Consider the following 22,826-nt stretch of genomic DNA (forward strand, 5'->3'; position numbering starts at 1 on the left):
GCCCGTCGGCCTGCCGGCCCGTCAGCCCGTCAGCCCGTCAGGGGGAGCGCCGCCAGCTCCGCCACGAACCAGGTCAGCGGCAGGAAGACGGCGACGAGCGCGCCCGCCCGCATGAGGGCCGCCGTGCGCAGGACCGTCGGCGGGGCGCCGAGGCGGAGGAGCGCCTCGGTGGTGTGGGCGCGGCACTGCTTGGACTCCAGCGCCGCCGTGAGGAGCGTGGCCGTGGTGCAGGCCATGACCAGGGCCGCGCCGAGACCGGTGAGCGGCCCGAAGGCGGCCGGTCCGGTGCCCGACGCGTACAGCGCGGCCGCCGCGAGCGTCCCGGAGAGCACGGCGGAGACCACTCCGAGGGGGCGGCCGATACGGCGGGACTCGTCCATCAGGACGCGGCCGGCGAGCAGCCGGGTGGCGCCCGGCCGGACGGCCTGGAGGAGCCGGCCGCAGCCGTACGTTAGTCCGGGGCCCGCGAGCGCGAGGCCGAAGGCGGTGAGCACCCAGCCGGCCAGGACGCCTGCCGGGCTGCCGTCGAAGCGGCCCGGCAGCGGGAGGCCGTCCGCGGCGCCGCTGCGGCCCGCGTACGTCTCGATGGCCAGGCCGATGGCGACCAGGGCGACGCCCCACGGCAGTCCGGACGGCACGGACTTCTCGACGCCCTCCGGTTCCGCGGGCGCGGAGCGCGGGCGGAGCGCGAGGCCCGCGGCCGTGGCGGCGACGACCGGCAGGATCGCGAGGAGGGTGAGGGCGGCGGCGAGCGGCATCGGCTGGTCGGCGGCGAGGAGCTCGGCCGCCGCCCCGTCGAAGGGGAGGCCCGTGATGTCGCCGCGCAGGTGCAGGTAGAAGAGGAGCGCGACCATCGAGCCGAGCGTGCAGGCGACGGCCGTCGACGCCGCCGCGACGGCGGTGAGCCGGACCGGGCCGAGTCCGACGGCCGAGAGTCCGGGGCGCGGCCGGGTGCTGGGGTCGGTGCGGGCCACGGCCACGGCGAACTGGACCGTGGCGGCGAGCGGCAGGGCGCACCACAGCAGGCGCAGGACGGAGGCCGAGGACTGGGCCGGGTGCCCGACGGCGTACCCGAGGGTGCAGAGCAGCAGGAACCCCACCCCCGCGGCCGCGGCGGCGACGAGGAGCCGCCGCGTCAGGACGAGGGGGTGGGTCCCGCGGGCTAGACGGAGAGCGAGCACGCGGTGACGCCCTCCGCCCCTGACGCCGGAGGGACGGTGCCGACCCGGCGGCCGTCGAGGAGGGCGACCGTGCGGTCGGCGAGCGCCGCCACCTCGCCGTCGTGGGTGGCGAGGAGCACCGTGATGCCGTGCGAGCGGGCCGCGGCGGTCAGGGTGCGCAGGACCTGCGCCCCGTCGGCCCGGTGCAGCGCGGCGGTGGGTTCGTCGGCGAAGAGGACCGACGGGGTGGTGACGAGGGCGCGGGCGATCGCGATCCGCTGGCGCTGGGAGTGGGTGAGCGCGTGCGGGCGCCTGCGGGCGCAGACGCCGATGTCGAGGCGCTCCAGCCATTCGACGGCGGCGGTCTTCGCGGCCCGGTGGGAGGCGCCGCGGAGCAGCAGCGGCAGGGCGACGTTCTCCCAGCCGGTGAGTTCGGGGACGAGGCCGGGCTCGGGGTCGATCCAGCCGAAGCGGTCGCGGCGGAGCCGCTCGCGCTGGGCCTGGCCCAGGGTGTGCACGGGGCTGCTGTTGAACCAGACCTCGCCCTGCTGGGCGACGAGCTGGCCGGACAGGCAGCGCATGAGGGTGGTCTTGCCGCTGCCGCGCGGGCCGACGAGGGCGAGGATCTCGCCCTCGCGGACGCCGAGGGAGACGCCGCTGAGGGCGTCCGAACCGCCCAGGGCGCAGTGCAGGGAACGCGCCCAGAGCACGTCGTTGTCCGGTGGGGCCATCGCGTACACCTCGATGTCGTCCGATCTGTGTTCCCCCGTCCGGGGGAACGAAGAGACGGGCCTTTCGGTCACTGGCGCCGTGGGAAATCAGGGGGCGGCCGGGGGAGCGACCCGGAAGGCGGCCAGGGATGCACCGTAAGGATTCAGATCGGTTTGTACGGACAGCACGCGGCCCGGGCATGTCACCATCCACTCGGATGGCGGCATGCCCGGGCCGTTGTCACGCCGTGAGGGCGGCGTGAGGTCCTGTGCCTCGCGGGGAGGTGAGGAGCGGAGCCGTCAGAGCTTCGTCCACGCCTCCGTCAGCACCGACCGCAGGATGCCTTCGATCTCGTCGAAGGTGCCCTGGTCGGCGATGAGCGGCGGGGCCAGCTGGATGACCGGGTCGCCACGGTCGTCGGCCCGGCAGTACAGGCCGTTCTCGAAGAGCGCCTTGGAGAGGAAGCCGTAGAGCACGCGCTCCGTCTCCTCGTCCGTGAAGGACTCCTTGGTGACCTTGTCCTTCACGAGCTCGATGCCGTAGAAGAAGCCGTTGCCGCGGACGTCGCCGACGATCGGCAGGTCGTGCAGCTTCTTCAGGGTGTTGAAGAAGTTGCCCTCCTGGTCCAGCACGTGCTGGTTCAGGCCTTCCTTGTCGAAGATGTCGAGGTTGGCGATCGCGACCGCCGACGACACCGGGTGGCCACCGAAGGTGTAGCCGTGGAGGAAGGTGTTGTCGCCCTTGTAGAACGGCTCCGCGATGCGGTCCGAGACGATGCAGGCGCCGATCGGGGAGTAGCCCGAGGTCATGCCCTTGGCGCAGGTGATCATGTCCGGGACGTAGCCGAACTTGTCACAGGCGAACATCGTGCCGAGGCGGCCGAAGGCGCAGATCGTCTCGTCGGAGACGAGCAGCACGTCGTACTGGTCGCAGATCTCGCGGACGCGCTGGAAGTAGCCGGGCGGCGGCGGGAAGCAGCCACCGGCGTTCTGCACGGGCTCCAGGAAGACGGCCGCGACGGTGTCGGCGCCCTCGAAGAGGATCTGCTGCTCGATCTGGTCGGCGGCCCAGCGGCCGAAGGCCTCGGGGTCGTCGCCGTGGATCGGCGCGCGGTAGATGTTGGTGTTCGGCACCTTGTGAGCGCCGGGGACCAGCGGCTCGAAGGGGGCCTTCAGGGCCGGCAGGCCCGTGATGGACAGGGCGCCCTGCGGGGTGCCGTGGTAGGCGACCGCACGCGAGATGACCTTGTACTTGGTGTGCTTGCCCTGCAGCTTGAAGTACTGCTTGGCGAGCTTCCACGCGGTCTCGACGGCCTCGCCGCCACCGGTGGTGAAGAAGACCTTGTTCAGGTCGCCCGGGGCGTAGTCGGCCAGACGCTCGGCGAGCTCGACGGCCTTGGGGTGCGCGTACGACCACACGGGGAAGAACGCGAGCTCCTTGGCCTGCTTGTACGCGACCTCGGCCAGTTCCTCGCGGCCGTGTCCGGCGTTGACGACGAACAGACCCGCGAGACCGTCGAGGTAGCGCTTGCCCTTGTCGTCGAAGATGTAGGTGCCCTCACCACGCACGATGGTGGGAACGGGCGAGTTCTCGTACGACGACATGCGGGTGAAGTGCATCCACAGGTGGTCGTACGCGGTCTTGGACAGGTCCTGGGTCACGATTATCGAGTTCCCCACATATAGGTCTGCTTCTTGAGCTTGAGGTAGACGAAGCTCTCGGTGGAGCGCACGCCGGGGAGGGTGCGGATCCGCTTGTTGATGACGTCCAGCAGGTGGTCGTCGTCCTCGCAGACGACCTCCACCATGAGGTCGAAGGAGCCCGCGGTCATCACCACGTACTCGCATTCGGCCATGGCCGTCAGTGCCTCCGCAACCGGATCGAGGTCACCCTCGACGTTGATGCCGACCATCGCCTGGCGCCGGAATCCCACGGTGAGCGGGTCGGTGACGGCGACGATCTGCATGACGCCCTGGTCGAGCAGCTTCTGCACGCGTTGGCGTACCGCGGCTTCGGAGAGGCCGACGGCCTTGCCTATCGCCGCGTAGGGACGGCGACCGTCCTGCTGGAGCTGTTCGATGATTGCCAGGGAGACGGCATCGATCGTCGGGGACGAACCGGTTCCGGTTCTGGAGTCTGTGCTTCGACTGGCCACGGCTTCACTGTGCACCGAGATTGTCCGTCGTGCAAGCCCGAACTGATGAAATTCGTTGTGATCGGGTCTAGATCTCACCGAATCCGAAGTTGGCGAGGGTCGGGGCTGTTGAAAGCGTCAGTCGAGCGACTAGGCTGAGGTGTCTCGCCCATCGGGACACCGCACAAGGACGTGCGAAGACAGAACGTGACAGGAGGGGTGGCAAGTGACCACCGAGCTGCGCCGGCTGCGTAACTACATCAACGGGGAGTTCCGGGATGCGGCCGACGGCCGCACCATCGAGGTGGTCAACCCGGCCACCGGCGAGGTGTACGCCACCTCCCCGCTCTCCGGCCAGGCCGACGTCGACGCCGCCATGGAGGCCGCCTCGGCCGCCTTCCCCGCTTGGCGCGACAGCACCCCGGCCGACCGCCAGAAGGTACTCCTCAAGATCGCCGACGCCTTCGAGGAGCGCGCCGAGGACCTCATCGCCGCCGAGGTCGAGAACACCGGCAAGCCGACCGCCCTCGTCGGGAGCGAGGAGGTGCCGCCGATGGTGGACCAGATCCGCTTCTTCGCCGGCGCCGCCCGCATGCTCGAGGGCCGTTCGGCCGGCGAGTACATGGAGGGCATGACCTCGATCATCCGCCGCGAGCCCGTGGGCGTCTGCGCCCAGGTCGCGCCGTGGAACTACCCGATGATGATGGCCGTGTGGAAGTTCGCCCCGGCGCTCGCCGCGGGTAACACCGTCGTCCTCAAGCCCTCGGACACGACCCCCGCGTCGACGCTCCTGATGGCCGAGATCATCGGGCAGATCGTCCCCAAGGGCGTCTTCAACGTCATCTGCGGCGACCGCGAGACCGGCCGGACCATGGTCGAGCACCCCACCCCGGCGATGGCCTCCATCACCGGCTCGGTCCGCGCCGGCATGCAGGTCGCCGAGTCGGCCGCCAAGGACGTCAAGCGCGTCCACCTGGAGCTGGGCGGCAAGGCGCCGGTCGTCGTCTTCGAGGACACCGACATCGAATCGGCCGTCGGCGACATCTCGGTCGCGGGCTTCTTCAACGCCGGCCAGGACTGTACGGCCGCCACCCGCGTCCTCGTCCACGAGTCGATCCACGACGAGTTCGTCGCCGCCCTCGCCAAGGCCGCCGCCGAGACGAAGACCGGCCAGCCGGACGACGAGGACGTGCTCTACGGCCCGCTCAACAACGCCAACCAGCTGAAGCAGGTCTCCGGCTTCATCGAGCGCCTCCCGGCCCACGCCAAGGTCGAGGCCGGCGGTCACCGCGTCGGCGACAAGGGCTACTTCTACGCCCCGACCGTCGTCTCCGGCCTCAAGCAGGACGACGAGATCGTCCAGAACGAGGTCTTCGGCCCGGTCATCACCGTCCAGTCCTTCACGGACGAGGCCCAGGCCCTCGCGTACGCCAACGACGTCGAGTACGCCCTCGCCTCCTCCGTCTGGACCAAGGACCACGCGCGCGCCATGCGCATGTCCAAGGCCCTCGACTTCGGCTGCGTGTGGATCAACACCCACATCCCGCTCGTCGCCGAGATGCCCCACGGCGGCTACAAGAAGTCCGGCTACGGCAAGGACCTCTCCGCGTACGGCTTCGAGGACTACACGCGCATCAAGCACGTCATGACCTCCCTGGGCTGATCCCAGCCGGCACGCGAACCCGCGGCCCCGGCACCCTGGTCGACAGGGTGTCGGGGCCGCGGTCCGTCGCTGGACGGACCGTCCATTGCCGCAGGTGGCACCCGGTGGGGATGCTGGGGCGGTGAGAGCGATAGCCAGGAAGAGCATGTCCCGCAGGTCCCTGCTGCGCGGGATCGGCGGTGTCGGAGCGGCCGCGGCGCTCGCCGGGTGCGGGGTCCCCGCCGCCTACGTCGACGAGAGCGACCGGGCCGGCCGCGACCTGTCCGCGCGCGACCGGACGCTCGACTTCGCCAACTGGCCCCTCTACATCGACACCGATGACGACGACACGGCGAAGCGCCCGACGCTGAACGCCTTCCGCGAGCGCACCGGGATCTCCGTCCGCTACACGGAGGAGATCAACGACAACGACGAGTTCTTCGGCAAGATCGGCCCGTCCCTGATGAACCACCAGGAGACCGGCCGCGACCTGATCGTCGTCAGCGACTGGATGGCCGCCCGCTTCGTCCGCCTCGGCTGGGTCCAGGAGATGGACCGCGCCGCCCAGCCCCACGTCGCGAAGCACCTCAACCCGCAGCTGCGCTCGCCCGCCTTCGACGCGGGCCGGCTGCACAGCGTGCCCTGGCAGTCCGGGATCACCGGCATCGCGTACAACCGCAAGAAGCTCGGCCGGGAACTCCGCTCCACCAAGGAGCTGTGGGCCGACGACCTGCGCGGCAAGGTCACCCTGCTCTCCGGCCTCGACGAGTCCATGTCGCTGCTCCTCCAGGGCAACGGCGTCGACGTCACCCGCTGGACCCGCGACGACTTCCACGCCCTCTGCGAGCAGATCGAGGGGCTCGTCCGGAAGAAGCACATCCGCCGCTTCACCGGCAACGACTACATCAAGGACCTGTCCACCGGCGACGTGCTCGCCTGCCAGGCCTACTCCGGCGACGTCATCCAGCTCCAGGCCGACAACCCGGACATCGAGTTCGTCGTCCCCGAGGAGGGCGGCGAGCTGTGGGCCGAGTCCCTCCTGATCCCCAACCGGGCCCAGCACAAGTCCAACGCCGAGAAGCTGATCGACTACTACTACGAGCCCGAGGTCGCCGCCGAACTGGCCGCCTGGGTCAACTACGTCTGCCCGGTCCCGGCCGCCCAGGCCGTCCTCGCGGACTCCGGCGACGAGGAACTGGTCGCCCTCGCCGAGGACCCGCTGATCTTCCCGGACGCCGACATGCGCGGCCGGCTCGCCATCGCCCGCGACATCCGCGCCGACGAGCGGCAGGAGTTCGCGAAGAGGTGGAACGGGATCGTGGGGCTCTGACGGTCACGGCGCCGACGCCGGGAGCCGCACCCGCGCCGCGGCCTCCCGGACCGCCGCCGTCACCCGCTCCAGGGGTACGCCGCCGGTGACGGTCACGCCGAGGGCGGCGACCGGACCGGCCGGGCCCCGCACCGGGGCGGCCACCGTGATCTCGCCCAGGCGGTGCTCCTCGGCGCAGACCGCGAGGCCCTCCGCGCGGATCCGGGCCAGTTGGGCGGCCAGGACGCCCCTGGAGACCACCGTGTGGCGGGTGAGACGGGGCAGGTCCGCCGGGGGAGCGGTGAGCAGGGTCTTCCCGTACGCCGTCGCATGACCCGGCAGCTGCTCCCCGCTCACCAGGCACAGCACACCGCCGGCCGTCGGGCTGTCGGCCGTGGCGCTGTCGGCCGTCGGGCCGCAGAGGACCGCCACGTCCGCGTGGCCGCCCGTCCTGGCGCCCAACGCCCGCAGCGCGGGCAGCGCCGCGTCGAGGAGCCCGCGCGGGCAGGGCGCCGCCGCGCCCAGTGCCCGCAGCCGCAGACCCAGCCGGTACGTGCCGTCCGCGCCCCGCTCCAGACCGCCCCAGGCCACCAGCTCCCGCACCATGCGCAGGGCCGTCGGTGCCGGGAGCCCCGTCCGCGCCGCGATGTCGGTGAGCCGCAGCGCCACCGGGCCGCCCGGCGCGCCGTCGAAGGCGTCCAGCACCGAGAAGAGCCGCCCCGCCACACTCTCGCCCATGTCCCCGACCGTGCCTTTCACTCAGTGGAAGCCCGGACTTCCCGCCCCCGCCCGGCCCGTACGAGGCTCAACGCATGAACCTCGGTCTCGCTTCCGACACCCTGCTCTCCACCACCCGGGCCGTCCGCCACCGCCTCGACCTCACCCGGCCCGTGCCCCGCGCGCTGCTGGAGGAGTGCGTGGACCTCGCCGTCCAGGCGCCCACCGGCCGCAACCGGCAGCGCTGGCACTTCGTGATCGTCACCGACCCGGCCCGCCGGGCCGTCCTCGCCGATCTGTGGCGGGCCGCCCTCACCGCACCCGGCGCCCACCAGCCGCTGCCCGACCGGGACGTGCGCCGGGCGGAGGTCGCGCCCGGTGTGATGGACCGGGTCTACTCCGGCGTCGGGCATCTGCACCGGCACCTGCACGAGGTGCCCGCGTACGTCATCCCCTGCGTCGAAGGCCGCACGGAAGGCGCCACCGTCACCCATCAGGCCGGCACCTGGGGGTCGATCCTGCCCGCCGCCTGGAGCTTCATGCTGGCCGCCCGCGAGCGCGGGCTCGGCACGGTGTGGACGACGGGGAACCTGCCGATGGAGCGGGAGTTCGCGAGCTTCCTCGGCATCCCGTACGCGCACGTGATGCAGGCCGCCTTCATCCCCGTCGCGTACACGGTCGGCACCGACTTCCGGCCCGCCCGGCGGATCCCGCGCGAGGAGGTCCTCCACTGGGACGCGTGGTGAGCGCCGTGCACGCGGGGTTCAGTCCGGCAGGCCGTACGCCGCCACCATCAGGCCGAGGGCCGTCGGGTTCATGTCCTGGCCCTTGGCGTCGGTGGAGTTGACGCTGTAGACGAGGGTGCGGGCGCCGTCGCGGGTCGAGGCGATCGCACTGTTGTAGCCCCAGCGGCCGCCCGTCTTGCCCCAGACCTCGCGGCCGCCGAGCTTCTTCATCGACAGGCCGGCGGAGTACGCGGCCGGGTCGCCCGACTTCAGGTCCGGGACCTTCGGCAGGGTGAACATCTCCTCCAGGAGCGGGCCGCGGACCACGCCGCCCTTGAACAGGACGCGGGTGAAGCGCTCCAGGTCGGCGGTGGTCGAGACGATGTCGCCGGCGGCCCAGCCGTCCGTCGTGCCCCACACGGAGACGTCCCGCAGGCCGGTCGTGCCGTCGTCGAGCCGCATCGTCTGGTAGCCGTGGTTGTACGGGCCGGTGATCTCGGCCGCCTCGCCGGGGAAGTACGTGTCCCGGAGGCCGAGCGGGCGCAGGATCCGGCGCTCCACCTGCCGCTCGTACGTGTCGCCCGTGACCCGCTCCACGAGCAGGCCGGCGATCGTGTACCCGATGTTGAGGTAGTGCTGCCGGGTGCCCGGACGGAACTCGCGCGGCTTCGCCGTCGCCGAGCGGACCATCGCCTCCGGGGTGTGGACGACGAAGCGGTTCGCGTACCACTCCTCGACCGTGTCGCCCGGGAAGTCGGGGGCCGGGATGCCGTGGGTGTGGTTCAGGAGCTGGCGGACGGTCACCCTGGCGTACCGGCCGGGGATCAGGTCCGGGAGGTACGAGCGGGCCGGCCGGTCCAGGTCGATCCGGCCCTCGGCGGCGAGCTGGAGGACGGTCGCCGCCGTGAACACCTTCGTCACCGAACCGGCCCGGAAGCGGGCCGCCGGGTCCGCCGGGGAGCCGCTCTCCAGGTCGTGGACACCCGAACTCCCCTGCCAGGAACCCTCGGTGCCGCCGACCCGGACCAGTGCGGCCGTCGCGTCGGCGCGGGGGAGGCCCGCGATCACCGCCGACAGGTCGGGCGACGAGGCCTGCGAGGCGGCTGCCGCCGGCGGCGCCGCCGCGACGGCGGGGACGACCGCCGGTCCCGCCGCCACTCCCAGGACCAGGGCGGCGGCGAGCAGCGTGCGGGTGGACTTCTTCATGGTCAACTCCCGTGGTGTGAGCCGTTGTTCTCGATGGCTCCATCCTGCTGACCAGCGGCGATCCACGGATCGCCCGCACCGGCGGTCTTGCGGGGTCAGTCCCTCGCCGACGCGGGGGAGGAGCCGGGGCCCGTGCCTCCCCCGGGCGGGGGAGCACCCGCCTCGACCAGGCCCGTCTCGTACGCGCAGATCACCGCCTGGATCCGGTCGCGCAGCCCCAGCTTCGCCAGCACGTTCCCCACATGGGTCTTCACCGTGTGGTCGCTCACCACCAGCTCCGCCGCGATCTCCGCGTTCGACAGGCCGCGCGCGAGCAGCAACAGCGTCTCCCGCTCCCGGCCGGTCAGGACGTCGAGCCGCGGGTCCGGGGCCGTCCTGCGGGGGCCGCCCGCCGTGTACTGCTCCACGAGACGCCGGGCCACGGACGGGGCGAGCAGCGACTCGCCCGCCGCCACGACCCGGACCGCGTGCACCAGGTCGTCCCTGCGCACGTCCTTGAGGAGGAAACCGCTCGCCCCCGCGTGCAGCGCCTCGTACACGTACGCGTCGGTGTCGAAGGTCGTCAGGATCACCGTCCGGCAGCTCGACTCCGCGCTGATCGTCCGGCAGGCCTCGATGCCGTCCGTCCGGGGCATCCGGATGTCGAGCAGCGCCACGTCGGGCGCGAGCCGCCGCACCGCCTCGACCGCCTCCGTGCCGTCCCCGGCCTCCGCGACCACCTCGATGTCCGGCTGCGCGTCCAGGATCATCGCGAAGCCGCTGCGGACCAGCTCCTGGTCGTCGGCGACCACCACCCGGATCGTCATGCCCCCACCCCCTCCTCGGACGGTACGGGGAGCAGGACCCGCACCTCGAAGCCCCGGCCGCCGGGGCCCGGACCCAGCGCCGCCGTACCGCCGTGGGCGGCCGCCCGCTCCCGGATGCCGACCAGGCCGTGGCCGCCGACGCCCGCCTGCGGGCCACGCCCGTCGTCCGTCACCGTCACGCGCAACACGCCCTCCGCGTGAGCCAGTCGGACCTCGGCCGTGCGGGCGCGCGCGTGCTTGACCACGTTCGTCAAGGCCTCCTGGACGATCCGGTAGGCACTCGCGCCGGTCGCCGGGGGCAGGGCACGGACCCCGCCCTCCGTCGCGTAGGTGACGGTCAGGCCGCTGGCCCGGACCCGCTCGACCAGCTCCGGGATGCCCGACAGGTCGGGCTGCGGCTCGCGCGGGGCGGAGCCGCTCTCGGAGCCCTCGCGCAACACCCCGAGCATCTGACGTAGTTGGGCCATCGCGTCGCGGCCGGTCGCCGAGATCGCCTCGAAGGCGGCTTCCGCGCGCTCCGGGGCCGCCCGTACCGCCACCGGCCCCGCCTCCGCCTGCACGACCATCAGGCTCACCGCGTGCGACAGGATGTCGTGCATCTCCCGCGCGATCCGGGCCCGTTCGCGGGCGGCGGCCCGCTCGGCCTCGATCCGGTGCTCCCGCTGCCGCGCGTCCTGGAGCCGGCCGAAGACGTACGCCGCGCCGAACACGAAGAGGGAGAAGGTCAGTTCCCGCGCCGACTGGGTGTTGAGCCACACCGAGCCCGGCACCGCGACCACCATCAGGGCCGCCGTCGTCAGCCGCTTCCACGGCGGGGACAGCGCGGCGATGGTGTAGACGGAGACGAGCCCGGTGTACGGCAGCGGCTGCCCCGGCCCCTCGACGGCCACCCTGTACAGGGCGCTCGCCGCGAGGATCGCGAGAAGGACGGCGAGCGGGGCGCGCCGCCGCCAGACCAGCGGCAGCACGGTGAGCGTCGTCAGGCCGTACGCCGGCCAGGTCGCCGGCTCCAGCTCGGGCCCGCGCGGCACCACGAACGGCATCGTCATCGCCGCCTGCACGAGGAGCGCGATCCCGATGTCCACCGCCCACGGGTTCGCCGCGCCCCAGCGCCGCGCCCGCTCCCAGCCGCCGCGTACCGCCCCCGGTATCTCCCCCCGCCCCGCCATTACGGCTTGCGGCCCACCGCGCCGAACTGCGCGACCACGGCGGCCTCTTCGGAGCGCCAGCGCCCGCAGGACACGATGCCCGGCTCCAGCAGGTCGAGCCCGTCGAGGAAGGAGGCGAACTCGGCCCGGCTGCGGGCGGTGATCGGCGGGGTCGCGTTCTCGTTCCAGAACGCCATGGCGGCCTTGTTGCCCTCGCCGCCGAGCTCCGGCTCCAGCGTCGGGTGGGTCAGGACCAGGTAGCTGCCGGAGGGGACGGCGTCCATCAGGGTCCGCACGATCGACCGGGCCTCGCCGGTGTCCAGGACGAAGTTGAGGATGCCGAGCATCAGCACCGCGACCGGGCGGGACAGGTCGAGCGTCGCGCCCGCGGCCGCCAGGATCTTCTCCGGGTCCTGCGCGTCCGCGTCGACGTACTCGGTGACCCCCTCCGGCGCGCTGGTCAGGAGCGCCCGGGCGTGGGTGAGGACGATCGGGTCGTTGTCGACGTAGACGATCCGCGAGTCGGCGGCGACCCGCTGCGCGACCTCGTGGGTGTTGTCCGCGGTCGGCAGGCCCGTACCGATGTCGAGGAACTGGCGCACGCCCGCGTCGGCGGCCAGATGCGTCACCGCCCGGCCGAGGAACGCCCGGTCCGCGCGGGCCACTTCGCCGATGCTCGGGTAGAAGGCGGTGACCTGGTCGCCGACCGCACGGTCCACCGGGTAGTTGTCCTTGCCGCCCAGCCAGTAGTTCCACACGCGGGCGTTGTGGGCGATGTCGGTGCGGATGCGGTCGTTCATGCGCGAGCCTTTCGCAGGACGGCGGCGAGTGCGTCGACCCGGTTCGTGGTGATCGAGTCGACCCCGTTGAAGATCAGCTTACGCATGGTGCGGGTGGTGTCCGCCGTCCAGGCCGAGACGAGCAGACCGTCCCGGTGCACCCGCTCCGTCAGCTCCCGACTCACCAGACCGAAGCGGTAGTTGAGCCACTTCGGCCGCACCGCGTCGAGCAGCACCCGCCGGGGCGGGGCGAGCGACGTCCAGGTCAGGGCGATCTCTGCGGCCGGGTCGGCGGCCCGCACCTGGAGCATGGCCACGGACCCCGCGCAGTAGTACACGCGCTCCCCGGCGCCGCACTCCCGGACCGTGCCGACGATCTTGCGGACCGAGTCCTCGTTCCCGCCGGGCAGGTCCAGCATCAGCCGGTGCGCCCCCGCGGTGATCAGCGCCTCGCGCAGGGTCGGCACGCCGTCGTACGTCAGCTCGCGCAACTGCTCGTACGAGAGCCGGGACAGCGGCCGGTCGTGGCCCCACAGCCGCTTGAGGGTGTCGTCGTGGAGGAGGACGGGCACGCCGTCCTTCGTGAGCCGGACGTCGACCTCGACCGCGTCCGCCCCCCGCTCGATCGCCGAGGCGATCGAGGAGAGCGTGTTCTCACGGACGCGGTACGGGTCGCCGCGATGACCTACGACAGTGACAGGGCGCATGGCCCCATTCTCACCGCCGTCAGCGAGCCAGCCAGCCGTCCGTGTACGTGTCGATCTCGGCGGCGATCCGCGCCTTGCCGGCCGCGTCGAGGAAGGAGGCCTCCACCGCGTTCTTCGCGAGGGCGGCGACACCGCGCTCGTCGAGGCCGAGGAGCCGGGCGGCGACCGCGTACTCGTTGTTGAGGTCCGTGCCGAACATCGGCGGGTCGTCGCTGTTGACCGTCACGAGGACCCCGGCGTCCACCATCTGCCGGATCGGGTGCTCGTCGAGCGTGGCGACGGCCCGCGTGGCGATGTTGGAGGTCGGGCAGACCTCCAGGGCGATGCGCTGCTCCGCCAGATGGGCCAGGAGCGCCGGGTCCCGGACCGAGCTGGTGCCGTGGCCGATGCGCTCGGCGCCCAGGTCGTTGATCGCGTCCCAGATCGTCTCCGGGCCGGTCGTCTCGCCCGCGTGCGGGACGGAGCGCAGACCGGCGGCGCGCGCCAGGTCGAAGTACGGCTTGAACTGCGGGCGCGGGACCCCGACCTCGGGGCCGCCGAGACCGAAGGAGACCAGGCCCTCGGGGCGGATCCCGTCGGTCGTGGCGAGCCGCACGGTCTCCTCGGCCGAGACGAGGCCGGCCTCGCCGGGGATGTCGAAGCACCAGCGCAGGATCGTGCCGAACTCGGCCTCGGCCGACTTGCGGGCGTCCTCGATGGCCGCCATGAAGGCGCGCTCGTCGATCCCGCGGCGGGTGGAGGAGTACGGGGTGATGGTCAGCTCGGCGTACCGGATGTTCTGCCGGGCCATGTCCCGGGCGACCTCGAAGGTCAGCAGCCGGACGTCCTCGGGGGTGCGGACCAGGTCGACGACCGACAGGTAGACGTCGATGAAGTGCGCGAAGTCCGTGAACGTGAAGTAGTCGGTCAGGGCCTCGGGGTCCGTGGGGACCTTGGAGTCCGGGTGGCGGGCCGCGAGCTCGGCGACGATGCGCGGCGAGGCGGAGCCGACGTGGTGGACGTGCAGCTCGGCCTTGGGCAGGCCCGCGATGAAGGGATGGAGATCGGTCATCGGGTCATCGTAGGCCGGGCGGTTCCCCCTCAGGGGTGAGGTCGTAACATGGCGTGACCACGATGGGGGAGGCCCATGTCTGACAACCGAGACCAGCCGCAGGGCGGGTACGACCCGGCGGACCCGTGGGCTCCGCCGAACCGTGACGGGGTGGAACTGAGCAAGCCGACGCCGCCGCCGGTGCACGACCAGCAGACCGTCACGTCCATGCCGGCCGCGAGTGACGTCCCGCCGCCCCCGGTCGCCCCCGGCGGCCCGGCGGCCACGCCCGGCTACGGCTACCCGGCGGCCACGCCGCCCGCCGGCGCCTACGGCTACCCCGCGGCCACGCCGCCCGCCGTGACGCCTCCGACGGCGTCGGGGTACGCGTACCCCTCCTACGGCGCGGGTTACGGGCAGCCGCCCGGCTGGCAGCAGCCGTCCAACGGCATGGGCATCGCATCGATGGTGCTCGGCATCGTCGCGGTGGTCGGCTTCTGCCTGTACGGCCTCAACATCATCCTCGGCATCCTGGCGCTGATCTTCGGCATCATCGGCCTCAAGAAGGCCGGCCGGGGCGAGGCGACCAACCGGGGCATGGCGCTCGCGGGCGTCATCCTCGGCTCCGTCGGCATCGTCGTCGGCTCCGTCATCCTGGGCCTCATCATCTGGGCCGCCACCCAGGACGCCTCGTACGAGGAGGGCAGCGACGACCCGTTCGCGTCGGTCCTGCAGATCGAGCGCGACGGCCGCTGACGCCGGGCACACGCGTGAAGAGGCCCCGCACCGACCGGTGCGGGGCCTCTTCCCATAGGTGTGCGCGCGTCACCCGCACCGCAGCCGGTCCCGCGCCTCCATCAGGGCGAATCCCAGGAGGTTCAGGCCGCGCCAGCGGGCCGGGTCGTGGGCGCGGGCGTCGTCGGCCGCGAGGCCGATGCCCCAGATGCGGTCCAGCGGGCTGGCCTCCACCAGGACGCGGGTGCCCGTGCCGAGGAGGTACGCGCGCAGGGCCTCGTCCGAGGAGAACTTGTGGACGCTGCCCTCGACGACGATCGCGAGGCGCTCCCGCTCCCACACCACGTCGTCGAAGCCCCGCACCAGCCGGCCGGCCTTCTTCGCCTCCGCCGGGGTGGGGGCGGCCAGCGCGGACCGCTCGGCCTCGGCGTCGCCGAAGAGGCGGGCCTTGGCGGCCATCATCCAGTGCTCGGCGGTCGCGTACCGCACGCCGTCGACCACGAAGGGTGCCGGCCACCACTGGCTCAGGCAGCTCGCCGAGAGCCGCCCGTCGGGGTGCGGCCGGTGGCCCCAGAAATGCAGCCATTTGACGCGCTCACCGGCGTTGACCTGCTGTGTCAGCTCGTCGATCTTGTTCATACACGCGAGTCTGGCATCCGCCACGGACACTCCGTACGGAGATATTCCGGCCACCTCGACACATGGTCGACCGATTCCGTTGCGTAACCAAAAGGCAACAACGGAATCACTTGTTGGGGTGGCATCCGCATGTCAGGATCGGCACTCAATTCGAGCTGGAACAACGGAGAGCGTCATGGGCAACCGCTTCCAGGTGACGGACCGCTTCGCGGACGGCGCACAGTACATCGGCGGACGGCTCCGGGCCGGAACCTCCGATCGAGAACACACGATCGTCAACCCCGCGACCGGCGAGGGCATCTACACCTACCGGCTCGCCTCCACCGCCGACGTCGACGAGGCCGTCGCCGCCGCCAAGGCCGCTTTCCCCGGCTGGTCCGGCGCCACCCCCGGCGAGCGCTCCGACGCCCTCCACCGCTTCGCCGGAGTCCTCGCCGAACGGGCCGAGGACATCGCATGGGTCGAGTCGCTCCAGGCGGGCAAGCCGCTCCGGCTCACCACCGAGTTCGACGTACCGGGCACCATCGACAACACCGCCTTCTTCGCCGGCGCCGCCCGCCACCTCCAGGGCCAGGCCGCCGCCGAGTACAGCGGCGACCACACCTCGTACATCCGGCGCGAGGCGATCGGCGTCATCGGCTCCATCGCCCCCTGGAACTACCCGCTCCAGATGGCGGCCTGGAAGATCCTCCCGGCCATCGCCGCGGGCAACACGATCGTCCTGAAGCCCGCCGAGATCACCCCGCTGACCTCGCTGATGTTCGCCCAGGCGGCGACCGAGGCCGGCATCCCCGACGGCGTCATCAACATCGTCAGCGGCTCCGGCCGCGTCGTCGGCGAGCACCTCGTCGGCCACCCCGACGTCGTCATGACCTCCTTCACCGGCTCCACCCCCGTCGGCAAGCGCGTCGCCGAGGTCGCCACCGCCACCGTCAAGCGGCTCCACCTGGAGCTCGGCGGCAAGGCCCCCTTCGTCGTCTTCGACGACGCCGACCTGGAGGCCGCCGCCAACGGCGCCGTCGCCGCCTCCCTCATCAACACCGGCCAGGACTGCACCGCCGCCACCCGCGCGTACGTTCAGCGCCCCCTCTTCGACGCCTTCGTCGCCCGTGTCGCCGAGCTGATGGAATCGGTCCGCGTCGGCGACCCCTTCGAGGCCACCACCGACCTCGGCCCGCTGGTCAGCCACGCGCAGCGCGACAGCGTCGCCGGCTTCGTCGAGCGGGCCCGCGGCTACGCCACCGTCGTCGCCGGCGGCGAGATCCCGGGGGGTGACCTGAAGGACGGCGCGTACTATCGTCCGACCCTGATCACCGGCGCCGCGCAGGACAGCGAGGTCGTGCAGTCGGAGATCTTCGGACCGGTCCTGGTGGCCCTGCCCTTCGACACCGACGACGAGGGCATCCGGCTCGCCAACGACACCCCGTACGGCCTCGCCGCCTCCGCCTGGAGCCGTGACGTCTTCCGGGCGAACCGCGCCACGCGGGAGCTCCGGGCGGGCTGCGTCTGGGTCAACGACCACATCCCGATCATCAGCGAGATGCCGCACGGCGGCACCAAGGCCTCGGGATACGGCAAGGACATGTCGGTGTACTCCTTCGAGGAGTACACGCAGGTCAAGCACGTGATGTTCGACAACACCGCGGTGGCCGCGAAGGACTGGCACCGCACGATCTTCGGGGACCGATAGCCCACAGCCGCCCGACCAGCGGCGAAACCCTCCCGAAAGGGCACAGCGCATGGAGCAGTACGAGCCCGAAAGCCTGTCCGCCGCACAGCTCGCGGCGATGCAGCGCAGTCTGACGAGCGGCCGGGGCGCCCTCACCCGCCGTTCGATGCTGCGCGCGGGTGGCGTCGGCGCGCTCACGGTCGGCGGTCTCGCCGGCCTGAGCGCCTGCGGCATCCCGCCGGCCAAGCGGGAGGGACAGGGTCCCGCCTCCACCGATGCCTCGGCCAAGGAGAAGAGCGTCGCCTTCTCCAACTGGACCGAGTACATGGACATCAGCGAGGACGAGAAGTCCCGTCCCACGCTGGAGGCGTTCACGAAACGCACCGGGATCAAGGTCAAGTACACCGAGGACATCAACGACAACGTCGAGTTCTTCGGCAAGATCAAGCCGCAGCTCGCGGCCGGCCAGAACACCGGCCGCGACCTGATCTGCGTCACCGACTGGCTGGCCGCCCGGATGATCCGGCTCGGCTGGGCGCAGAAGCTCGACCCGTCGAACCTGCCCAACGCGTACGCGAACCTCTCCGCGCAGTTCCGGCGCCCCGACTGGGACCCGGGCCGCGCCTACTCGTACCCGTGGACGGGCATCTCCACCGTCATCGCGTACAACTCCAAGGCGACCGGCGGCAAGAAGGTCGACTCGGTCACCCAGCTCCTGGACGACCCCGCCCTCAAGGGCCGGGTCGGCTTCCTCACCGAGATGCGCGACACCGTCGGCATGACCCTGCTCGACATGGGCAAGGACCCGGGGAAGTTCACCGACGCCGAGTACGACGAGGCGATAGGCCGGCTCCAGAAGGGCGTCGACAAGAAGCAGATACGTCGCTTCACCGGCAACGACTACACCTCCGACCTGGACAAGGGCGACCTCGCGGCCTGCCTCGCCTGGGCCGGTGACGTCATCCAGCTCCAGGCGGACAACCCGGACATCAAGTTCGCCATCCCGTCCGCCGGATACATCACCTCCAGCGACAACCTGATGGTCCCGGCCCAGGCCACGCACAAGACCAACGCCGAGAAGCTCATCGACTACTACTACGAGCTTCCCGTCGCCGCGCAGCTCGCCGCGTACATCAACTACGTCTGCCCCGTCGACGGGGTGAAGGACGAGCTCGCCAAGATCGACCCCGAGCTCGCGAACAACACGCTGATCCTCCCGGACAAGGCCATGGCCAAGAAGTCGCGCGCCTTCCGCTCGCTCACCAGCGCGGAGGAGACGGCGTACGAGGAGAAGTTCGCCAAGCTCATCGGCGCCTGAGCCCGACGTCGTCCACCTCTCTCACTCCCTGGGACAGCAACCCATGACTGACAACAACACCGGCGGCGACGTCCGTCTCACCGGGATCAGCAAGGCGTACGGCTCCTTCACCGCCGTCCACCCGCTCGACCTGACCGTCCCGCAGGGCTCCTTCTTCGCCCTGCTCGGCGCCTCCGGCTGCGGCAAGACCACCACGCTGCGCATGATCGCCGGCCTGGAGGACCCGAGCACCGGCACCATCTTCCTCGGCGACAAGGACGTCACCGACCTCCCGCCGTACAAGCGGCCGGTCAACACCGTCTTCCAGTCCTACGCGCTCTTCCCGCACATGGACATCAGCGAGAACATCGCCTTCGGTCTGCGCCGGCGCGGCATCAAGTCGGTCAAGAAGCAGGTCGACGACATGCTGGAGCTCGTCCAGCTCGGCGACAAGGCCCACCACAAGCCGCACCAGCTCTCCGGCGGCCAGCAGCAGCGCGTCGCCGTGGCCCGCGCGCTCATCAACCACCCGCAGGTCCTCCTCCTCGACGAGCCGCTCGGCGCGCTCGACCTGAAGCTGCGCCGCCAGATGCAGCTGGAGCTCAAGCGGATCCAGACCGAGGTCGGCATCACCTTCGTGCACGTCACCCACGACCAGGAGGAGGCCATGACCATGGCCGACCAGGTCGCGGTGATGAACGGCGGCCGGGTCGAGCAGCTCGGCGCCCCCGCCGACCTGTACGAGAACCCGCAGACCACCTTCGTCGCCAACTTCCTCGGCACCTCGAACCTCATCGAGGCCGAGGTCCTGGAGACCGGCTCCTCCGGCGGCGACGTGCTCGTCACGGCCGGCGGCGGCAAGCTCCGGGTCCCCGGCGCGCGCTGTACCTCCGCCGTCCGCCAGGGCGGCAAGGTGCTCGTCGGCGTCCGCCCCGAGAAGATCTCGCTCGCGCACGCCGACGACGCCGGCTCGATCGCCGACGGCCGCAACCGGGTCACCGGCCGGATAGCCGACTCCTCCTTCATCGGCGTCTCCACCCAGTACGTGGTGAACAGCCCGGCGGGTGCGGAGCTCCAGGTGTACGAGCAGAACATCGAGCGCGACACGCGGCTCGTCCCCGGCGCCGAGGTCGTCCTGCACTGGAACCCGGCGCACACCTTCGGGCTCGACGCGGCGCAGGACATCGACGCGGGCGTGGAGACGGTGGAGGACGCCGGATGAGCACTCCGACCCTCACGAAGGAGGCGCCGCAGCCGGTCGAGGAACCGGTTCTGCGCAAGCCCTCCACCCGCAAGCGGCTCGTCCCGTACTGGCTGCTGCTGCCCGGCATCATCTGGCTGGTCGTCTTCTTCGCGCTGCCGCTGGTCTACCAGGCCTCGACCTCGATCCAGACCGGCTCCCTGGAGCAGGGCTTCCAGGTCACCTGGCACTTCCAGACGTACTGGGACGCCTTCACCGAGTACTGGCCGCAGTTCGTCCGCTCCCTGCTGTACGCCGGGACCGCGACCCTGCTGTGCCTGCTGCTCGGCTACCCGCTGGCGTACCTGATCGCCTTCAAGGCAGGCCGCTGGCGCAACCTGCTCCTGGTCCTCGTCATCGCCCCGTTCTTCACCAGCTTCCTCATCCGGACGCTCGCGTGGAAGACGATCCTGGCGGACGACAGCGTCGTCGTCGACGTCCTGAACGCGCTGCACGTCCTCGACGTGACCAGCTGGCTCGGCTGGACCGAGGGCGAGCGCGTGCTCGCCACGCCGATGGCCGTGGTCTGCGGTCTCACGTACAACTTCCTGCCGTTCATGATCCTGCCCCTCTACACCTCCCTGGAGCGGATCGACGGCCGGCTCCACGAGGCCGCGCAGGACCTGTACGCCTCCCCGGCGACGACCTTCCGCAAGGTGACCTTCCCGCTGTCGATGCCCGGCGTCGTCTCCGGCACCCTGCTCACCTTCATCCCGGCGAGCGGCGACTACGTCAACGCCGAACTGCTCGGCTCGACCGACACCAAGATGGTCGGCAACGTCATCCAGTCGCAGTTCCTGCGGGTCCTCGACTACCCGACGGCGGCCGCGCTCTCCTTCATCCTCATGGCGATCGTGCTGGTCATGGTCACCGTCTACATCCGCAAGGCCGGAACGGAGGACTTGGTCTGATGCGTTGGATCCGCCGGAACCTCGTCGTCATCGCGGGCCTGCTCACGCTCGCGTACATGATCCTGCCGAACATCGTCGTGATGGTGTTCTCGTTCAACAAGCCGAACGGGCGCTTCAACTACTCCTGGCAGCGCTTCTCCCTGGACGCCTGGAAGGACCCCTGCGGCGTCGCCGACATGTGCGAGTCGCTCTCCCTCTCGCTCCAGCTCGCCGCCTGGGCCACCGTCGGCGCCCTCGTCCTCGGCACGATGATCGCCTTCGCGCTGGTCCGCTACCGCTTCCGGGCGCGCGGCGCGATCAACTCGCTCATCTTCCTGCCGATGGCGATGCCCGAGGTCGTCATGGCCGCCTCGCTGCTCACGCTCTTCCTCAACATGGGGATCGAGCTGGGCTTCTGGACGGTCCTGATCGCCCACATCATGTTCTGTCTGTCGTTCGTCGTGACGGCGGTCAAGGCCCGGGTCATGTCCATGGACCCGCGCCTGGAGGAAGCCGCGCGCGACCTCTACGCGGGACCCGTGCAGACCTTCCTGCGCGTGACCCTGCCGATCGCCGCGCCCGGCATCGCCGCCGGCGCGCTGCTCGCCTTCGCGCTCTCGTTCGACGACTTCATCATCACCAACTTCAACGCGGGCTCCACCGTCACCTTCCCCATGTTCGTCTGGGGCTCGGCGCAGCGCGGAACCCCCGTTCAGATCAACGTCATCGGCACCGCGATGTTCGTCCTCGCGGTACTGATGGTGGTGGCCGGGCAAATCATTACGAACCGGCGCAAGAAAACAGCAACGGCCTGAGCAATAGGCAGCTCAGGCACCGAAGGAGTTGGAAACCATGGCCCCCGTCGCCATGCGTCTCGCTGCACAATCTCTCTCCGACGCCCAGCCCGTCCCCTTCTGGCTGGAAGACCCCGGCAAGCCCGGAGCCCTGCCCGCCCTCACCGGCACCGAGAAGTGCGATCTCCTCGTCGTCGGCGGCGGCTACAGCGGACTGTGGACCGCGCTCCTCGCCAAGGAGCGCGAACCCTCCAGGGATGTCGTACTGATCGAAGGCCGCGAGGTGGGCTGGGCCGCCTCGGGCCGCAACGGAGGCTTCTGCGCCGCCTCCCTCACGCACGGCTTCGGCAACGGGCTCGCCCGCTGGCCGGGCGAGCTGCCGAAGCTGGAGGAGCTCGGCGAGCGCAACCTCGACGGGATCGAGGAGGCGGTCGCCCGCTACTCGCTGGACTGCGACTTCGAGCGCACCGGCGAGATCGACGTGGCCACCGAGCCGTACCAGGTCGAGGAACTCCACGAGATGTACGAGGAGATCGAGCGCCTCGGTCTCGCGGACGGCCTCGAACTCCTCGACCGGGACGCCGTCCGGGCCGAGGTCGACTCGCCGACCTTCCTCGGCGGCCTCTGGGACCGCCGCGGCGTCGCCATGCTCAACCCGGCCAAGCTGGCCTGGGGCCTGAAGCGGGCCTGCCTCGACCTGGGCGTCCGGATCTTCGAGAACACCCCGGGCCTGGAGCTGGTCTCCGTCGGCGCCGGCATGGGCGTGCGTACGCCGTACGGCCGGGTCGTCGCCCGCCGCGTCGCGCTCGGCACCAACGTCTTCCCGTCGCTGGTCAAGCGGGTCCGGTCGTACACCGTCCCGGTGTACGACTACGCCCTGATGACCGAGCCGCTCAGCCCCGAGCAGCTCGCCTCCGTCGGCTGGAAGAACCGGCAGGGTCTCGGCGACTCCGCCAACCAGTTCCACTACTTCCGGATCACGGCCGACAACCGGATCCTGTGGGGCGGCTACGACGCGATCTACCCCTTCGGCGGGAAGCTCGACGCCGAGATGGACCAGCGCCCGGAGACCTACCTCAAGCTGGCCGAGCACTTCTTCCGCTGCTTCCCGCAGCTGGAGGGCCTGCGCTTCAGCCACGCCTGGGGCGGCGCGATCGACACCTGCTCGCGCTTCTCGGCCTTCTTCGGTACGGCGTACCAGGGCAAGGTCGCGTACGCGGCCGGGTTCACCGGCCTCGGCGTCGGCGCCACCCGCTTCGGCGGGGACGTCATGCTCGACCTGCTCGCGGGGGAGCGGACCGAGCGCACGGAGCTGGACATGGTCCGCTCCAAGCCGCTGCCGTTCCCGCCCGAGCCGATCGCCTGGGCAGGCATCGGCATCACCAAGTGGTCGATGGCCCGCGCCGACGAGAACGGCGGCCGGCGCAATCTGTGGCTGAAGACCATGGACAAGCTGGGCCTGGGCTTCGACAGCTAGAGCGTCGTCGG

22 protein-coding genes are annotated in these 22,826 nt (G+C 71.2%); 10 read left to right on the top strand and 12 right to left on the bottom strand.

Features of this window, described 5'->3' with window-relative positions:
- Positions 1 to 29: 29 nt before the first annotated feature.
- The 4 genes from ASC82_RS10745 to ASC82_RS10760 form a co-directional block, all read right to left on the bottom strand.
- Positions 30 to 1,181 (bottom strand): hypothetical protein, encoded by a 1,152-nt coding sequence (locus tag ASC82_RS10745; RefSeq protein ID WP_056644577.1) that lies wholly within the window; start codon positions 1,179 to 1,181, stop codon positions 30 to 32.
- Complete coding sequence (locus ASC82_RS10750; protein WP_024755663.1) at positions 1,163 to 1,891, bottom strand: ATP-binding cassette domain-containing protein; 729 nt, start codon at positions 1,889 to 1,891, stop codon at positions 1,163 to 1,165. The genes ASC82_RS10745 and ASC82_RS10750 overlap by 19 nt, the downstream gene beginning before the upstream one ends.
- 279 nt (positions 1,892 to 2,170) lie before the next feature.
- Complete coding sequence (locus ASC82_RS10755) at positions 2,171 to 3,550, bottom strand: aspartate aminotransferase family protein (protein ID WP_199862508.1); 1,380 nt, start codon at positions 3,548 to 3,550, stop codon at positions 2,171 to 2,173.
- Positions 3,535 to 4,041 (bottom strand): Lrp/AsnC family transcriptional regulator, encoded by a 507-nt coding sequence (locus ASC82_RS10760; protein ID WP_037641878.1) that lies wholly within the window; start codon positions 4,039 to 4,041, stop codon positions 3,535 to 3,537. The genes ASC82_RS10755 and ASC82_RS10760 overlap by 16 nt, the downstream gene beginning before the upstream one ends.
- A gap of 190 nt (positions 4,042 to 4,231) precedes the next feature.
- Between ASC82_RS10760 and ASC82_RS10765 the strand changes: the two genes are divergently transcribed.
- Both ASC82_RS10765 and ASC82_RS10770 read left to right on the top strand, forming a co-directional pair.
- Entirely contained in the window at positions 4,232 to 5,668 is a 1,437-nt protein-coding gene (locus ASC82_RS10765) for a gamma-aminobutyraldehyde dehydrogenase (protein WP_056644587.1), read from the top strand.
- 145 nt (positions 5,669 to 5,813) lie between these two features.
- On the top strand, positions 5,814 to 6,977 hold the full coding sequence (locus ASC82_RS10770) for a spermidine/putrescine ABC transporter substrate-binding protein (RefSeq protein ID WP_056644590.1): 1,164 nt from the start codon (positions 5,814 to 5,816) through the stop codon (positions 6,975 to 6,977).
- A 3-nt stretch (positions 6,978 to 6,980) separates the two neighbouring features.
- Here ASC82_RS10770 and ASC82_RS10775 read toward each other — a convergent pair whose 3' ends face one another.
- Positions 6,981 to 7,694 carry an IclR family transcriptional regulator C-terminal domain-containing protein gene (locus ASC82_RS10775; RefSeq protein WP_056644591.1) on the bottom strand — a complete coding sequence of 238 codons (714 nt, stop codon included), beginning with the start codon at positions 7,692 to 7,694 and terminating at the stop codon, positions 6,981 to 6,983.
- A gap of 74 nt (positions 7,695 to 7,768) precedes the next feature.
- Here ASC82_RS10775 and ASC82_RS10780 point away from each other — a divergent pair, with 74 nt between their 5' ends.
- Positions 7,769 to 8,419, top strand: coding sequence for a nitroreductase family protein (locus ASC82_RS10780; protein ID WP_056644595.1), 651 nt, complete (start codon positions 7,769 to 7,771; stop codon positions 8,417 to 8,419).
- An 18-nt stretch (positions 8,420 to 8,437) separates the two neighbouring features.
- Here the strand turns inward: ASC82_RS10780 and ASC82_RS10785 are convergent, their stop codons facing one another.
- From ASC82_RS10785 to ASC82_RS10810, 6 genes are all read right to left on the bottom strand, one after another.
- On the bottom strand, positions 8,438 to 9,604 hold the full coding sequence (locus ASC82_RS10785) for a serine hydrolase domain-containing protein (protein WP_056644598.1): 1,167 nt from the start codon (positions 9,602 to 9,604) through the stop codon (positions 8,438 to 8,440).
- A gap of 95 nt (positions 9,605 to 9,699) precedes the next feature.
- Positions 9,700 to 10,410 carry a response regulator transcription factor gene (locus ASC82_RS10790; protein WP_056644601.1) on the bottom strand — a complete coding sequence of 237 codons (711 nt, stop codon included), beginning with the start codon at positions 10,408 to 10,410 and terminating at the stop codon, positions 9,700 to 9,702.
- Positions 10,407 to 11,579 carry a histidine kinase gene (locus ASC82_RS10795; protein ID WP_056644603.1) on the bottom strand — a complete coding sequence of 391 codons (1,173 nt, stop codon included), beginning with the start codon at positions 11,577 to 11,579 and terminating at the stop codon, positions 10,407 to 10,409. The genes ASC82_RS10790 and ASC82_RS10795 overlap by 4 nt, the downstream gene beginning before the upstream one ends.
- Positions 11,579 to 12,358 carry an SAM-dependent methyltransferase gene (locus ASC82_RS10800; RefSeq protein WP_056644606.1) on the bottom strand — a complete coding sequence of 260 codons (780 nt, stop codon included), beginning with the start codon at positions 12,356 to 12,358 and terminating at the stop codon, positions 11,579 to 11,581. Before ASC82_RS10800 ends, ASC82_RS10795 begins: the two co-directional genes overlap by 1 nt.
- Positions 12,355 to 13,044 (bottom strand): glycerophosphodiester phosphodiesterase, encoded by a 690-nt coding sequence (locus tag ASC82_RS10805; RefSeq protein ID WP_056644612.1) that lies wholly within the window; start codon positions 13,042 to 13,044, stop codon positions 12,355 to 12,357. Before ASC82_RS10805 ends, ASC82_RS10800 begins: the two co-directional genes overlap by 4 nt.
- Before the next feature lie 19 nt (positions 13,045 to 13,063).
- Positions 13,064 to 14,095, bottom strand: a complete 1,032-nt coding sequence (locus ASC82_RS10810; RefSeq protein ID WP_056644617.1) for an adenosine deaminase — start codon at positions 14,093 to 14,095, stop codon at positions 13,064 to 13,066.
- Between the two features lie 75 nt (positions 14,096 to 14,170).
- Between ASC82_RS10810 and ASC82_RS10815 the strand changes: the two genes are divergently transcribed.
- Positions 14,171 to 14,830: a DUF4190 domain-containing protein gene (locus tag ASC82_RS10815; protein ID WP_056644620.1), complete on the top strand. Its 660-nt coding sequence runs from the start codon at positions 14,171 to 14,173 to the stop codon at positions 14,828 to 14,830.
- Positions 14,831 to 14,899: 69 nt separating this feature from the next.
- Here the strand turns inward: ASC82_RS10815 and ASC82_RS10820 are convergent, their stop codons facing one another.
- On the bottom strand, positions 14,900 to 15,448 hold the full coding sequence (locus tag ASC82_RS10820) for an NADAR family protein (RefSeq protein WP_056644625.1): 549 nt from the start codon (positions 15,446 to 15,448) through the stop codon (positions 14,900 to 14,902).
- Positions 15,449 to 15,623: 175 nt separating this feature from the next.
- On the opposite strand from ASC82_RS10820, the gene ASC82_RS10825 reads away from it, so the two are divergent.
- Genes ASC82_RS10825 through ASC82_RS10850 form a run of 6 tightly spaced genes read left to right on the top strand, consistent with a single transcriptional unit; the run spans position 15,624 to position 22,815 of the window.
- Positions 15,624 to 17,138 (top strand): gamma-aminobutyraldehyde dehydrogenase, encoded by a 1,515-nt coding sequence (locus ASC82_RS10825; protein ID WP_056644629.1) that lies wholly within the window; start codon positions 15,624 to 15,626, stop codon positions 17,136 to 17,138.
- Between the two features lie 49 nt (positions 17,139 to 17,187).
- Positions 17,188 to 18,435, top strand: coding sequence for a spermidine/putrescine ABC transporter substrate-binding protein (locus ASC82_RS10830; RefSeq protein WP_056644632.1), 1,248 nt, complete (start codon positions 17,188 to 17,190; stop codon positions 18,433 to 18,435).
- A 43-nt stretch (positions 18,436 to 18,478) separates the two neighbouring features.
- Positions 18,479 to 19,636 (top strand): ABC transporter ATP-binding protein, encoded by a 1,158-nt coding sequence (locus tag ASC82_RS10835; protein WP_056644634.1) that lies wholly within the window; start codon positions 18,479 to 18,481, stop codon positions 19,634 to 19,636.
- The gene (locus ASC82_RS10840; RefSeq protein ID WP_056644636.1) at positions 19,633 to 20,565 is read left to right on the top strand and encodes an ABC transporter permease; all 933 of its coding nucleotides are present in this window, start codon (positions 19,633 to 19,635) and stop codon (positions 20,563 to 20,565) included. Before ASC82_RS10835 ends, ASC82_RS10840 begins: the two co-directional genes overlap by 4 nt.
- On the top strand, positions 20,565 to 21,359 hold the full coding sequence (locus ASC82_RS10845; RefSeq protein ID WP_056644638.1) for an ABC transporter permease: 795 nt from the start codon (positions 20,565 to 20,567) through the stop codon (positions 21,357 to 21,359). Before ASC82_RS10840 ends, ASC82_RS10845 begins: the two co-directional genes overlap by 1 nt.
- 37 nt (positions 21,360 to 21,396) lie before the next feature.
- Positions 21,397 to 22,815, top strand: coding sequence for an FAD-binding oxidoreductase (locus tag ASC82_RS10850; RefSeq protein ID WP_056644641.1), 1,419 nt, complete (start codon positions 21,397 to 21,399; stop codon positions 22,813 to 22,815).
- The last annotated feature ends 11 nt before the right edge of the window (positions 22,816 to 22,826 follow it).

The sequence above is a fragment of the Streptomyces sp. Root431 genome (assembly GCF_001426585.1).
GTDB lineage: Bacteria > Actinomycetota > Actinomycetes > Streptomycetales > Streptomycetaceae > Streptomyces > Streptomyces stackebrandtii.

Excerpts from the sequence above, each read along its gene's own strand:
- ASC82_RS10750 (WP_024755663.1), bottom strand. The coding sequence starts at position 1,891 with ATGGCCCCACCGGACAACGACGTGCTCTGGGCGCGTTCCCTGCACTGC.
- ASC82_RS10770 (WP_056644590.1), top strand. The coding sequence starts at position 5,814 with ATGTCCCGCAGGTCCCTGCTGCGCGGGATCGGCGGTGTCGGAGCGGCC.
- ASC82_RS10775 (WP_056644591.1), bottom strand. The coding sequence starts at position 7,694 with ATGGGCGAGAGTGTGGCGGGGCGGCTCTTCTCGGTGCTGGACGCCTTC.
- ASC82_RS10780 (WP_056644595.1), top strand. The coding sequence starts at position 7,769 with ATGAACCTCGGTCTCGCTTCCGACACCCTGCTCTCCACCACCCGGGCC.
- ASC82_RS10785 (WP_056644598.1), bottom strand. The coding sequence starts at position 9,604 with ATGAAGAAGTCCACCCGCACGCTGCTCGCCGCCGCCCTGGTCCTGGGA.
- ASC82_RS10790 (WP_056644601.1), bottom strand. The coding sequence starts at position 10,410 with ATGACGATCCGGGTGGTGGTCGCCGACGACCAGGAGCTGGTCCGCAGC.
- ASC82_RS10795 (WP_056644603.1), bottom strand. The coding sequence starts at position 11,579 with ATGGCGGGGCGGGGGGAGATACCGGGGGCGGTACGCGGCGGCTGGGAG.
- ASC82_RS10800 (WP_056644606.1), bottom strand. The coding sequence starts at position 12,358 with ATGAACGACCGCATCCGCACCGACATCGCCCACAACGCCCGCGTGTGG.
- ASC82_RS10805 (WP_056644612.1), bottom strand. The coding sequence starts at position 13,044 with ATGCGCCCTGTCACTGTCGTAGGTCATCGCGGCGACCCGTACCGCGTC.
- ASC82_RS10810 (WP_056644617.1), bottom strand. The coding sequence starts at position 14,095 with ATGACCGATCTCCATCCCTTCATCGCGGGCCTGCCCAAGGCCGAGCTG.
- ASC82_RS10815 (WP_056644620.1), top strand. The coding sequence starts at position 14,171 with ATGTCTGACAACCGAGACCAGCCGCAGGGCGGGTACGACCCGGCGGAC.
- ASC82_RS10820 (WP_056644625.1), bottom strand. The coding sequence starts at position 15,448 with ATGAACAAGATCGACGAGCTGACACAGCAGGTCAACGCCGGTGAGCGC.
- ASC82_RS10825 (WP_056644629.1), top strand. The coding sequence starts at position 15,624 with ATGGGCAACCGCTTCCAGGTGACGGACCGCTTCGCGGACGGCGCACAG.
- ASC82_RS10830 (WP_056644632.1), top strand. The coding sequence starts at position 17,188 with ATGGAGCAGTACGAGCCCGAAAGCCTGTCCGCCGCACAGCTCGCGGCG.
- ASC82_RS10835 (WP_056644634.1), top strand. The coding sequence starts at position 18,479 with ATGACTGACAACAACACCGGCGGCGACGTCCGTCTCACCGGGATCAGC.
- ASC82_RS10840 (WP_056644636.1), top strand. The coding sequence starts at position 19,633 with ATGAGCACTCCGACCCTCACGAAGGAGGCGCCGCAGCCGGTCGAGGAA.
- ASC82_RS10845 (WP_056644638.1), top strand. The coding sequence starts at position 20,565 with ATGCGTTGGATCCGCCGGAACCTCGTCGTCATCGCGGGCCTGCTCACG.
- ASC82_RS10850 (WP_056644641.1), top strand. The coding sequence starts at position 21,397 with ATGGCCCCCGTCGCCATGCGTCTCGCTGCACAATCTCTCTCCGACGCC.